This is a genomic window from Ruminococcus sp. OM04-4AA (assembly GCF_003462585.1).
Lineage (GTDB): Bacteria > Bacillota > Clostridia > Lachnospirales > Lachnospiraceae > Mediterraneibacter > Mediterraneibacter faecis.
On record NZ_QTZH01000063.1, the window covers coordinates 1 to 12,961 of the forward strand.

General features: G+C 38.0%; 13 protein-coding genes, 1 tRNA gene and 1 pseudogene. 8 read left to right on the plus strand and 7 right to left on the minus strand.

What is annotated here, in order from left to right:
* Positions 1-554 precede the first annotated feature (554 nt).
* Genes DXB52_RS13320 through DXB52_RS13330 form a run of 3 tightly spaced genes read left to right on the plus strand, consistent with a single transcriptional unit; the run spans position 555 to position 2,007 of the window.
* Complete coding sequence (locus DXB52_RS13320) at positions 555-1,241, plus strand: helix-turn-helix domain-containing protein (RefSeq protein ID WP_054754427.1); 687 nt, start codon at positions 555-557, stop codon at positions 1,239-1,241.
* A 59-nt stretch (positions 1,242-1,300) separates the two neighbouring features.
* Positions 1,301-1,597, plus strand: coding sequence for an IS3 family transposase (locus DXB52_RS13325; protein WP_472520227.1), 297 nt, complete (start codon positions 1,301-1,303; stop codon positions 1,595-1,597).
* Positions 1,594-2,007: a transposase gene (locus DXB52_RS13330; RefSeq protein WP_472520229.1), complete on the plus strand. Its 414-nt coding sequence runs from the start codon at positions 1,594-1,596 to the stop codon at positions 2,005-2,007. Before DXB52_RS13325 ends, DXB52_RS13330 begins: the two co-directional genes overlap by 4 nt.
* 39 nt (positions 2,008-2,046) lie before the next feature.
* Here the strand turns inward: DXB52_RS13330 and DXB52_RS13335 are convergent, their stop codons facing one another.
* The 3 genes from DXB52_RS13335 to DXB52_RS13345 all read right to left on the minus strand — a co-directional run bounded on the left by DXB52_RS13335 (position 2,047) and on the right by DXB52_RS13345 (position 7,186).
* Positions 2,047-4,035, minus strand: coding sequence for a coiled-coil domain-containing protein (locus DXB52_RS13335; protein WP_118107737.1), 1,989 nt, complete (start codon positions 4,033-4,035; stop codon positions 2,047-2,049).
* A 70-nt stretch (positions 4,036-4,105) separates the two neighbouring features.
* Positions 4,106-6,472, minus strand: a complete 2,367-nt coding sequence (locus DXB52_RS13340) for an ABC transporter permease (RefSeq protein ID WP_118107739.1) — start codon at positions 6,470-6,472, stop codon at positions 4,106-4,108.
* Between the two features lie 15 nt (positions 6,473-6,487).
* Positions 6,488-7,186, minus strand: coding sequence for an ABC transporter ATP-binding protein (locus DXB52_RS13345; protein WP_117568898.1), 699 nt, complete (start codon positions 7,184-7,186; stop codon positions 6,488-6,490).
* A gap of 277 nt (positions 7,187-7,463) precedes the next feature.
* On the opposite strand from DXB52_RS13345, the gene hypB (DXB52_RS13350) reads away from it, so the two are divergent.
* Both hypB (DXB52_RS13350) and hypB (DXB52_RS13355) read left to right on the plus strand, forming a co-directional pair.
* Positions 7,464-8,132 (plus strand): hydrogenase nickel incorporation protein HypB, encoded by a 669-nt coding sequence (hypB, locus tag DXB52_RS13350; RefSeq protein WP_117539258.1) that lies wholly within the window; start codon positions 7,464-7,466, stop codon positions 8,130-8,132.
* Positions 8,133-8,155: 23 nt separating this feature from the next.
* Positions 8,156-8,820 (plus strand): annotated as a pseudogene (gene hypB / locus DXB52_RS13355) (hydrogenase nickel incorporation protein HypB).
* Between the two features lie 76 nt (positions 8,821-8,896).
* Here the strand turns inward: hypB (DXB52_RS13355) and DXB52_RS13360 are convergent.
* Entirely contained in the window at positions 8,897-9,382 is a 486-nt protein-coding gene (locus tag DXB52_RS13360; RefSeq protein WP_117539254.1) for a sporulation initiation factor Spo0A C-terminal domain-containing protein, read from the minus strand.
* A 201-nt stretch (positions 9,383-9,583) separates the two neighbouring features.
* On the opposite strand from DXB52_RS13360, the gene DXB52_RS13365 reads away from it, so the two are divergent.
* Positions 9,584-9,668: transfer RNA gene (locus DXB52_RS13365), tRNA-Ser, on the plus strand.
* Between the two features lie 9 nt (positions 9,669-9,677).
* On the opposite strand, the gene DXB52_RS13370 is transcribed toward DXB52_RS13365, so the two are convergent.
* From DXB52_RS13370 to DXB52_RS13380, 3 genes are all read right to left on the minus strand, one after another.
* A complete protein-coding gene (locus DXB52_RS13370; protein WP_118107741.1) occupies positions 9,678-10,769 on the minus strand; it encodes a tyrosine-type recombinase/integrase in 1,092 nt (363 codons plus the stop codon).
* Positions 10,730-11,047, minus strand: a complete 318-nt coding sequence (locus DXB52_RS13375; RefSeq protein ID WP_118107743.1) for a hypothetical protein — start codon at positions 11,045-11,047, stop codon at positions 10,730-10,732. The genes DXB52_RS13370 and DXB52_RS13375 overlap by 40 nt, the downstream gene beginning before the upstream one ends.
* 853 nt (positions 11,048-11,900) lie before the next feature.
* The gene (locus tag DXB52_RS13380; protein WP_118085342.1) at positions 11,901-12,119 is read right to left on the minus strand and encodes a helix-turn-helix domain-containing protein; all 219 of its coding nucleotides are present in this window, start codon (positions 12,117-12,119) and stop codon (positions 11,901-11,903) included.
* A gap of 142 nt (positions 12,120-12,261) precedes the next feature.
* Between DXB52_RS13380 and DXB52_RS13385 the strand changes: the two genes are divergently transcribed.
* Positions 12,262-12,465 carry a hypothetical protein gene (locus tag DXB52_RS13385; RefSeq protein ID WP_118107745.1) on the plus strand — a complete coding sequence of 68 codons (204 nt, stop codon included), beginning with the start codon at positions 12,262-12,264 and terminating at the stop codon, positions 12,463-12,465.
* Positions 12,466-12,610: 145 nt separating this feature from the next.
* On the plus strand, positions 12,611-12,961 hold a 351-nt coding region (locus DXB52_RS16220; RefSeq protein ID WP_207661762.1), incomplete at its 3' end, for a hypothetical protein.

The following is a 12,961-nucleotide window of genomic DNA, read 5'->3' on the forward strand; positions in this document are numbered from 1 at the left end:
AGTTCAATCAGAGTTAGTTAAACAAGAGCAATATGAAATATTTGAATGATCAATAAATGTCACCAATATAAAAAGCGTGAAGGAAGGGATTTTTTTGTTAAAAAAGAATAATGAACTGAGGAAAGGTGGATATCTAAAAAGTTTTCATAAGGATATCTAATGACTATAGGGTACATTTGGTTGGAAAAGAATCTACGGATTTTAATGTCGGGGACTTGGTTATAGTGACATACAATGGCGCTGTAGAGGATACAGCACCTGCTTCTTTAGGTGGTGTCACGGAAATTAAACCTTTAAAAAAATAAAAGGAGACTGTCATGAAAAAATATGCAGAATCGAAAGGATTCTTTGATTTTAAAGCAGAAAGGGAATTATATTCCATTGTTAAAGCATGGTGAGAGTGTTCAAGTCAACGAAGAGAGAGGATATTGTTGCCCGAGAACTGCAAAAACAGGAAATCTATACAGTCTATACAGAAAAAAGAACCGACAATTGTGATATGCTACCCTCATATAGGACAATGAAATATAAAAGTCCTATATGGGGGTATTTTCATGTTCAGAAAGAGTAAGATAGAACCAGTAGAAAAAGTAAAAATAGTCGAACGCTACCTTGCAGGAGAAATTAGCATACGGCAAGCAGGAAAAGAATTGGGAGTTGATCATCATAGTATTCGAAATTGGATTTCTATTTATCAGTATGATGGACCAACTGGATTACTCAATCAACCGAAAAACAAATCTTATTCAAAAGATTTAAAAATATCTGCTATAAATGATTATCTTAACGGAGAAGGATCTCTTCAGGATATTTGCACAAAATACGGAATTCGTTCACACAAACAGCTTTCCGATTGGATTAAGGTGTATAATTCTGGTGGAATATTAAAAACATCCACTGGAGGTGCTTACATGAAAAAAGCAAAGAACACTACACTTGATGAGAGATTAAAAATAGTAACAGATTGTCTTGCAAATGATAAGAATTATGGTGCAATGGCACTCAAATATGATTGTTCCTATCAACAAGTACGCAATTGGGTAATACGATACGAAAAGATGGGTCAAGCGGGTCTGGAAGACAGACGTGGACGTCGTATAGCTTCTCTTCCAAGCAGAACACCTGAAGAAGAGCTACGTGACAAGATAGCTGAACTGGAAAGAAGAAATCTAGACTTACAAATGGAGAATGATCTGTTAAAAAAAGTCAGAGAACTGGAAAGGAGGGGTCGCTATCTTTAATCCATCGGTTAGCCGAATATGAAGCCATCCAAAAACTATCGTCTACTAAGCATTATCCCATAGATAGACTTTGTAAATATCTTAATGTTACACGTTCTGCGTATTACCGCTGGGTAAAATATCCGAAAAGTAATAATGAACTTCGAAACGAAAGACTATCCACTGAAATCCAAAGGATTCATAACCAGCATCCAGATATGGGATACCGAAGGATTCGTGATGAATTAGATGGACATAAAGGAATTCATGTGAATGATAAACGAGTACTTCGTATTTGTAGGAAATACGATATAAATCAAATATTAAATGGAAACCTAAGAGTTGTACCAGAGGAGACAGAAATCCTGATCACATAGCAAAAAACTATTTACACCGTGAATTTCACGCCGAAAAACCGAATGAAAAGTGGCTTACAGATGTTTCTGAATTTAAATACTACAACGGAATAGAAGTTCATAAAGTTTATCTGAGTGCTATTTTAGATTTATATGATAGAAGGATTGTTTCCTTTAAAATCAGCGATCATAATGATAATCCATTAGTTATGGACACGTTTGATGAGGCTGTCCGTCAGGAGCCAGATGCACACCCATTAGTTCATTCTGATCGAGGCTTTCAATATACAAGCGCACAGTTTTATACTAGATTAAAAAAACATCATATGAAGCAGAGTATGTCTAGAGTTGCCCACTGTATTGACAATGGACCAATGGAAGGGTTTTGGGGATATTGGATGTATAGCAGTATCAATTCGGTTCATACATAGAAGGCTTTGGGTCAATAGAAATGACCCAAAGCCTTCTTCTTAATCAATCCCATCTGTCTCAATAATAAACCGCACTTCCCCAGTCTGTTCTTCTAACTTACCACCATAATTATCGTATTCGGCGTCCGCTTCTTTGACCGCTTTCATTCTTTTGGAGAGATTCTTCAGATCATCCCCGCCTAGTTTTTTAAGTTCCTGGATTCCTTCTTTATCAAAAAGAGTAAGCCCTTCAGAAAGAGAAGAGATTCCTTCAGCAAGGGTTGTGTATCCTTCTTTTAGATCTTTCCCAGCTGTGCCCAGTTTCGTGGCTCCTTGAGAGAGCGTTGAACTACCTTCGGACAGCTGCTCGATTCCATGTTGGAAAGAGGTAAGTCCCTGAGTAAGTTGTAAACTGCCGGCAGATAAAGCAGAAAGTGAGTTCTGTAAAGTCTTTAATGTCTCACTGAGAGAAGAAAGACTCTGCGTTGCCTGAGCAAAGGAACCGGCACCGGAAGACATCTGGTCAAGCGTAGTATGGCAGGAAGCAATCAGTTCCGTCAGGCTGTTTAATGTTCCTTCCGTGGCGGATTTCAGCTGATCGATATCTGTGGAGGAAGAGGGAAGATCAAGGTTCTGATCAATTGCAGATGCAATCGTATCATTTATTTCATTCTTTAATTGTGACATCTTATCGTTGACAGCATTTTTAGATTCTTCTGATAATTCAGAATCGGATGCAGTTTCAGAAACAATCTGATCGATCGCAGACTGGACAGCATCTGTCGCAGCGGTTTTGGACTGTTTTTTTGCATCTTCTGTGATAGAAGATTTCAGAGTATCCCAGTTGACGGATGCGAAGGAGGATTTTGCCTCTGCAAGGGAGGAATCAACATAATCCAGCTGTTGTCTAAGTGATTTGATCTGTTCCTGAAGTGATGAAACTGTTTCAGCAGACGGAATAGAACTGGAATCCGTGTTAATCTGACTAGAGAGAGCAGAATTCAGCTGTTCAAGTCCATTTTGAAGAGAAGAAGCACCTGAAACCAGCTTTCCGGAATTTTCATTAAGTGCAGTTACACCGTCATCTAAAGTGTCTGTTCCCTCGGCAAGTTGTGAGATACCGTCTACATATTGTCCAAGATAATTTTGATAAGTAGAAGCACCACTCAGCAGCTGCGCTGCTCCGTCAGCTAGTTTGCCGGATACATCTCCGAGTTCCTGCAGGCTGTCAGCGGCATCCTCCATATCGTCAAAGGAATCCTCTTCGAGATCTTCAAACAGACCGGAGGAAATTACGGTCGCAGTAAAGTCCATCTCAAAATCTGTTACATCTGCAGTTACTTCCACTGACTCTGGGATAGAGATACCTTCCGTAGGTTCGTAATCAGTGAGTTTCAGACTGTCTGTGAGTCCCGGGCAGGCATAACCGACAACAACGCTTTGGTCATTTATTGTAAATATTTTACCATTCGTCACCTGGATATTAGAAGCAGTGTCTTCCGGAAGGATCATGGCAGAGATCACTGCGAATGGAACTGGAGAAGTCATCTCTTCACCATTTACAGTTACATTTTCTTCGGTAGTATTTTCATAATCAAAACGAATTCCAAGTTTTCCACTTTTTCCGGAGAGATCTTCCGGCTGTATAGACTTTCCATCCAGTGTGTAACTGATTTTTACATTTATAGGAAGTTCTTCCGTAGAAGTCCCTTCATAATGAATGTCCGCCCCTTTGTTTTCCCAGGTAATCGTCCCGTCAGAGGATTGGGTGAAGGACTCATTACCTTTCGTATTTTTTATGTCTTTCAGAGTTGAGAAGTCTTTGATTTCCTTTGATGTTCCGGTATTTTTTAAGTCTGTCTGGACTTTGATCTCATGTATCGTTCCGCTTGCATCAGCCTTTACATATACGGTTTCTGATTTATCAGCATCTGAAGCAGTAGTAGCTATCTTGGTGTCAGTTGAGCATCCTGTCAGACTTGTGGCAGAAATCAGGACAAGACTGGCACACAGACCGGGAACTAATTTTTGTAATAGTTTTCTTTTCACGAGAAATCCTCCTTTCAAATGGTACCTGCACTGTTATGCCTAACTTAGAAGTTTGCAGGTACAGTCACGATTATTCAATATTTTTTAAGGCCTGATCCATAGGAACTTTCTTGATCCTGCGGTATTCGGTCAATGCAACAAGCAAGTAAGTTACGAATCCTAGCAGGAACATTTTTACATACAGGACCGGATTAATGTACAATGGAATCCAACCAGAAATACTGCTGAGCATAATTCCGCGGAAGAGAGCGTTCATAAGAACTGTTTCGATCGGAAAACTCAGAAGCAGGAAAACCACGACCATAATGGTTGTAGACAGCAGATACAGACTGCTGATCTCCCGGTCAGAGTATCCAAGTATTTTTGTCATAGAGATCGACTGTGCATTCTTTTCGATAATGATCTTTGACAAAAGATAGATCAGAATCATAAAAAGCACGATTGAAAATCCGTCTAGCAGATACATCATGCTTCCCATCGAAACATTTAGCTGTCTGGAAATCTTGGACAAACTGTCGAGGTCAATCACAGAACCGATGTATTTTGGATCAATATCTGTGATCTCGCTGTCTGAGAGAAAACCACTGAAATAATCGGAACCAAGATCAAACAGTTTATTAAGCTGTTCTTGTGGAAGGAAGACTGTCAGCCCCCCTTCATAATCGTAGATTCCTTCAATATAAAATGTGTAGGTATCATCTTCATAAGCTTCTTTTAAAGTGATTTCATCACCGATATCCAAAAGATATTTATCTGCGTATGCGGAAGAAATATATACAGGAGTTACAGTCGAAGAATCTGTCCGGGTCGATCCGTCCTTATTAGTTGCAGTTTCCTGAAAATCAATCGGAAGATAGCGGCTGTTATCTGCAAGTCCATAGAGCAGGATTTCCTCTTCCTTATATTCCTTATCTGTTGTTTTCAGTGAATAAGCACTGAATTTCTCGGCATCAGGATTATCGGTTTCCACCTCATGCTGAAAATAGAGCATATTCACAAGGCTCTCCAGCTTATGTTCTTCGTCCATGGCGTTGATCGGTATCTGCAAAATGTACTGGTAGTTACAAAGCAGGTTATCTTCTAGAACAGTCTGATAATGATTGAGTACAGCCGGGAAGAGCAGACCGAACATCAACAGAAGGTTTGCAAATAAGATCCCGAGAAACAGCAGAAGGTAATTGCTGACATTCTGGAAAATCACACGCAGTCTGAAACGACTGAAAAATGGAATTCTTCTACTCAGTGATAATGCATGCTTCTGTTGTCTTCTCTTTAAGTCTCTGCGGAGGAACTTCAAAGGAGAAAGTGATAATCTTCTGCGAAGTACGGTGTAATTGACGAGAAGCGTTAGCAAGATCGGAATGATCGTAGTAAGCAGAAATGCTTCTGCGTTCCAGACGGTTACATATGTCGGAAGACTGTAGCTTCCGTAATACATGCCGACGCAGATATCTTTCATGATCGTGTAGCCGAGAACATTTCCGATCAAAGCTCCGACCAGTGTGACAAGGATCGGCATGGCCATATAATGGCGGATCAGTTCATTTTTGGTGTAGCCGCTGGCAAGAAGAGTTCCGATGACATTTGCCTCTTTTGCAATGGTGTTGCTGATTGTAATGCCAAAAACAAATGCCATGATCGCAATTACAATATAAAGAAATACGATCATCATTGCGCGGTCGCTTCCCATATCATCCCGGGTAAATATGATTGCCTGATTGAGATAACGCGGAACGAATTCTTCCAGAGAAACCTCCTTGTTGATTGCTTTCATCAGATCATCAGATACTTCTTTTTCTTCTTTCTCTGTCGTAGGTTCATCGTTGTATTTCCACGCATAGCAGTATTTTACAAGTGGAGAATCCAATGATTCAAATGCTTCGGACGTTACAACTCCAATTCCGAATTTGACAGAATCAAACATGGAATCGTTGTTGTTCTGGAAAAGACAGCTGTAATCCGGAAGAGCAATGAATCCGGTTACTTTCCAGCTCTGTGTATCACTTTTCAGTGTGTCTCCGATGGAAATCTTATTGTTGTCAGCATACATACGGTCGATTGCAATCTCATTTGCCGCTTTTGGAAATTCTCCTTCCATGAGGCAGGCAAGATTCACCTGCTCCCTGTTTGCAAAGATACGCATTGTGCTGCCATTTGTTAAATCCTGTTCCAGATAGAAATTGTTATAGATCCGGATACCATTTTCTTCCACAGACTGAATCTGCGCATCGTTCATTTTTTCAGAAGTGCGGAAATGTCCGTTCTCTGTATTATAGTTGTCAATTCCTTCAGTATAAGCCTTGATCATGCTGCCATCGGAAACAAGAAATCCGGAGACGAATCCGATTGTGATCACAAGGAGAAGGAAAATGACAAGATACTTACCAAAGTCTTTCCGGAATTCTCTGGGGAGACGTTTGTTTAATGGATTTTTCATTGTCTGCAGCCTCCTTTACCAGTCGAGTTCCTGCGCACTGACCTTATGATCGTTCAGATAATTTTTTCGTATCATACCGTCACGGATCCGGACAACACGGTCTGCCATATCTTTGATCGCATCGTTGTGCGTTACCATTACAACTGTATTACCGTACTTTTGATTGACTGTTTCAATCAGCTTCAGTATCTCTTTTGATGTTTTATAATCAAGCGCACCGGTTGGCTCATCACAGAGCAGAATATCAGGATTTTTAACAATCGCCCTGCCAATGGCAGTACGCTGTTGCTGGCCACCGGAGAGCTGATTCGGCAGCTTCTTCTGATGTGCAGAAAGACCAAGGGTATCAAGAAGTTCATCTACATCTAATGCGTGATCACTTAAGTAAGCACCGACTTCAATATTTTCGCGCACAGTAAGATTGGGAATCAGATTATACATCTGGAAAACATATCCTAGATGCTTCCTCCGGTATTGACTAAGACGTTTTACTGTCATTTTTTCCATCAGTTCGCCCTCAATTGTGATCTGCCCGCTGTCTGCACGGTCAATGCCACCGATGATATTCAATAAAGTTGATTTTCCCGAGCCGGAAGGCCCAAGAAGAACACAGAATTCTCCTTTTTCAATCGATAGATCAATGCCTTTTAAGACTTCCACACGGCTGTCACCCTGCCCAAAAGATTTTTTGATGTTTGTTAAGGATAAAAACATAGTTCGCCCCCTGTTCCGTGTGAGAATTGAGTTTATCTTAGTTGGAATACCCTGGCTTTCAACAAGATAGATAAAACTCACACATATTAGAAAAGAATAGTTATTGTTAGTTATATCTAACAAAATTATATCACAGAGATGTAAGAAAGACATTATAAAAAATGTACAAAATTATGTCTTTTTGATATAATGATGTTGCATGAAACAATCCGCAGGTATTGTAGTTGGAGATAAAAGCAAAAAAACAAAATGGTGTCTGACACCAGGGGGAGAACGCATGGAAAAAGCAAAAGTAATAGAATTAAAAGAGACAATTCTTGAAGACAACAATGCAGATGCACAGGTACTGCGACAGGAATTAAAGGCACAGAAGACATGTCTGATGAATCTGATGTCCAGTCCGGGAAGTGGAAAGACGAGTACACTTCTGGCATTGAAACCTCATTTTGAAGGAAAAATCAAATGGGGCGTGATGGAAGCAGATATTGATTCCGACGTGGATGCGAATACATTGATCGAAGCGGGAGTTCCATCGATTCAGCTACATACCGGTGGGATGTGTCATCTGGATGCAGATATGACACGACAGGGAATCAGAGCGTTTGAAAGAGATGATCTGGACTTTGTTGTACTTGAGAATATAGGGAATCTTGTTTGTCCGGCCGAGTTTGATACCGGAGCAAATTTAAATCTGACGATTCTTTCGGTTCCGGAAGGAGATGACAAGCCGGCCAAATATCCGTTGATGTATGAAGTATCAGATGTGTTGGTAATAAATAAAATAGATGCATTACCTGTTTTTGATTTCAGAAAAGACTATGTTGAAGCATGCGCAAAAAGATTGAATCCACAGATTAAGATCGTTTACATCTCTGCAAAAACAGGAGAGGGTGTAAAAGAACTGGCTGATTATCTGTTGGAAAAGATACAGGAAGTGAATGCATAAGATGTTGAAGAAGGGGAAAAAACATGGGAAATGTCAGAGTAATTGAGATTAAAGAAAGTGTGTTTGCGGATAATGATGCTACTTCAAAGGCAATCCGCGAGAAAATGAGTGCGCAGAGAACACTATTTTTAAATGTTATGTCCGGACCGGGAAGTGGAAAGACAACATTTCTAACTACATTGATCAATAGATTGAAAGATCAAATGAAAATTGGCGAGATGGATGTAGATATTGAGACAAGTTTAGATGCACAGAGAGTTGCAGATCTGACAGGAGTAGAATCCATTCAGATCCATAACTGCGGATTGTGCCATATTGATGCAGATATGGTATCCCGTGCATTACTCGAATATGATACAGAGAACCTTGATCTGTTAATTCTTGAAAATATCGGGAATCTGGTCTGTCCGGCCGAGTTTGATACCGGTGCACATAAGAATGTGATGCTCCTAAGTGTGCCGGATGGAGATGACAAACCACTGAAATATCCGTTGATGTTTCAAGTAAGTGATCTGGTATTGATCAATAAATAGATACTCTGGAGTATTTTGATTTTGACTTCGAAGTTGCGAAAGAACGGATTCTGAAATTAAATCCAAATGCAGTTGTTCTTCCGGTCAGCGCGAAGACGGGAGAAGGAATTGAGAGAGTGATGGACTGGATTATGGAAGAAAGAGAAAAGCTATAATTATTTCAGATATAAAAAGGGCTTCCCGGTAATTGAAGGGAGGTCCTTTTTGAAAAACGGATTGATTATTTATATATCATACATGCGTGCAGTCAGGTTCAGGCTGAAGTCGTTTTGTCACAAAGGAAAGCATACTTTCGAGTACCTGACATTTATTGTTGCAGACAGGGCAGAGGATGCAAGATACATTTTCTTCTGATTGGGTCGGGGCGGTTTCTTGTGATAAGAAAATAAAATCGTATAAATATTCAAAAAATTCTTTATTCGTTGGTTTTCTGTCCATATGGGTTCTGTTGAAAATCATTTCAAGAATAGTTTTATTTTCCGCAGTCCAGATTGCATTGACCGTATTGCGGATGTTTTTTTCTACACAAGACCAGCTTGTCTCATAATGGGCAGCAATATCGATGTACAAAGCTTTGGTAATATTGGATACACGAGTCTGATCCTCGTTTATCAAGAGTAATCCATACACAATGTAATCATAACCAAGACTAGTTCTGGCAGCAATAAGTTTATCAAGTGTAGATTTGATTTCAATTACGAGTGTATTGTGGTTCATGAGAGTCCCCCTTAAAAAGTAATGTAGATAAGAAGGAAGAGCCTGTTTTTGATATCATATCTATTATATACGTATTTATTAAATTTGTAACGACAAAATTTGTGAGTGACTTAACAAATTTTTAAGGAGAATTATCACTTGATTTTTCAAGAAGAAATGCTATAATTAAAAAGATGTCTGTTAAGGCAGAAAATATCATATGGAGTTGTATCGAAGTGGTCATAACGGGGCGCACTCGAAATGCGTTAGCCTCCGGGGCACGTGGGTTCGAATCCCACCAACTCCGCTTGTGTGTTTAGTGGAAAATCCTTTTAAAACATGGATTTTCTGCTTTTTTATTGCTCGGAAATAAAATTATGTTGCTGTCACGTTTTGTCACGTTTTCGTTTTCTACATTTCTATATGTTGTGGTGACACTAGATTCTGGATTATCTTCTAAAGCATTTAAAATAGCTTTCTTTGTTTCTTCCTCGTTATTTGTATCAAACAGATAATTTTTTATTGTTGTTCGTTCGTCTGCATGTCCTGCGATTCTGCTTGCTGTTGTTATTGGAACTCCATTGTTTACTAAAGTTGAAACAAAGGTCTTTCTGATTCTGTGCGTTCCCTTTACAGGAATCTTAATACAACGCTTACAGGCATCTTTAAGGAGAGTATACAGCCTATTAGGATTTAATATATAGCCATCTTTTACGAATAGAAAATCTTGATATGATTCACCAGTTTCTTTATTTATCCGCTGTATTTGTTTTATATACTCTTGTGCCTTTTGTGTTAGTGGGATGTATCTGTCTCCTGCATCCGACTTAGTGTACTCTACCGCATGGTATCCGATACGTTTCAGACTGTCTAAATTAGATATATCAAAATCTTCTACAACCTGCCTGTGAATATGTATTTCACCATTCTTTATATCTGAATTCTTAATAGCAAGTATTTCCCCTCTGCGTGTTCCTAATTCAAAATCAAGCATTATAGCAAGTATACATGTATTAGTCGGATTATTTTGCAATCTGCGACTCATTTCATCAAGTAGTAATTGTTTTTCGGAATTATTATATACTTCCTGTGTACTTGCTTTCTTCCTAGTCGGAATAATCTTCTTTCGGTTCACTTCAACTCTGTATGGATTCTCATTTGCTGAAATATATCTTGCTGATACTGCATAACCAAAAGTTTGTTTTAGGATTCCACACATGTTACAGAACGCCTTGTCTTTGATCTCTGTTGTATTCACTATGTTATTCAGAAAATCATCAATGTCAATAGGGGTAACATCCTTATATGGTTTCTGAATGAACTCAGGATTTGTTTTATAATACTTTTTCCAATCGAATGACATTCGCCTTATTGTTCCTGCACTAACTTTTTCTTTCTTATGTTCCATGAATTCATAGAATAGCTGTTCAAAAGTTGCTGTATCCTTCCAATGGAATTCTGTTTTTCTTTTTCAATAAAATAATCATATAATGCAGATTCTATTTCTTCTTTGGTTTTCTTTTTCCTACGAAATGCACCACCTTTGATTGTTTTGTCTGGAATACGGAAATAATAGTAACTGTTTTTTCCAGTTCCATAATGTTTTATTAAGTGTCCGTATTTTGCTAAAATATCTATTCTTTTCATGTTGTCTGTACTTTCCAGTACACCTGTTACATTTATCATACTATTAGAACAACCAGAAATGCAAGCATCTGTTTTGAAAAGCAAAGCCGTTAAAGAAAGGAAGAAAACATAAGATATTTGACACAAACATATTTTGAAAACAAGTATGTTTATTTGAGATATTTTATATATTGACGTATAAAATAATATAGGTATATCGATTATGGTTTTAAATACCGCTCGGTATGCCTATTTTTTTTTACGATTTTATTACACCTGCTGCCTTGGTTTTTTCCAAAAAATACGCTAAAAGTATTGTAAAATAAAGGTTTTTGCGATATGGGGTTCGATAAGATAGTAATAAGATGTGATGTTTAGAAAATGCTTGATTTACAAGTAAATTGTGGTATTATGATTATATTGATGTAAAACGCTAAAAGTGTTGATTTTCCGCATAAAAACGTTGGTGTATATCAAGAGATGATATCGATATAGGGAAATGTTTTATAAATGTAACAGTTACTTTAACACGTTACCACTTCAACACACTAAAGCGAACAACATTTCAAAATCACCTTTCCTCTTTCTTTAAAGATAATCCTTTGCAACTTCCCTAGATACAGCAACAAATATTTTCCTCATTTATATCTATGGTAGTATCCTATTATACGAGCTTTCATTTCAAGATATGTCAATTATCCCCCCACCCATTATAATATGCATATCCTTTGCTTTAAACAACGAAATTGCACCCTAGAATCCATTCTAACTATCTTGATGCTAATTTCTTTGGGTTGAATAAAATAACCGGAATATAGCTGAATTATTAAACAGTAACTATAATAGAAAAGCACCGGAGCAAAAATCCAGTGCTTTATTTTTTAGATGAAATTCATCTTTCATATTTCTAAATTTATAACGGCTGATCTTCTTCGGACGGTACATATCTAGCCACATCTTTAATATCACAGTGTAATATCCTGCACAAGTCATTCAAGGTTTTAGTGGAGACATCTTTATTATGCTTTAATCGGTGAAGCGTGCTGTTAGACAGATGATGCTTACTTGTCAGTGTATACCAATTTTCAGTTGATTTTTCTAACGTTTCCCAAAAAGGACTATAATCAATCATCTGCTGCCTCCTACATACTCTATGTAATAAGCATAAAATATATTCTAAGGATTGAATATCTTCGCTAAAACGAATATAATAAAGGGAGGAACAAGGAAATATTTGTGGTGAATATTACCAAAAGAGAAGGAGGAAAAGGAAAATGAGCAAAGTACCTGATAAATGCCCTATGTGTGGAGAAAAAGCACAGTGGAAGTTGGTTGATACAACAAACAAGGGATTTAGTGTTGGAAAGGCTGCTGCCGGAGCTGTCTTACTGGGTCCATTAGGACTGGTTGGTGGTGCGCTTGGAAAGAAGAAACAATGTTATTATTGTGGAAAATGTGGCTTTAATCACGAATATTGATTGTAAAGAAATTTGCAGTGATCTGAAAATGGGAGTGTACTAACTATGATTGTAGAAGTTCACATATGAGTCTGCAACCAAAGTTGGTATACTTCCTATTTTTGCATTTAGTTCGATTAAAAAGGTATGAGGAAGGGGAAGATGTATGGGTGCAACAATAATTGTTCTATTATTAATAGCATTAATTCCTGCAAGTATTGCTTCTAAAAAAGGAAAAAGTTTTGGTTTATGGTATGTTTACGGAGTTTGTTTATGGATTGTGGCTTTAATTCATTCGCTAGTTCTTCCGGACGAATCCCAGAATCAAAATAATAATTCAGCTAATAATTCTTATAAACCATATGAACCAATAACAAAAACAGAACCAGTCATTAATACTGTTAATAAGGTAAAATGTACGAGTGTTGATATTAATGCAAAAGTACGAGTACAAGCATGGGATATAGAGAAGAATTCTGAAGAAAATATTTATTTAAAACTCAATGTTTTGAATACT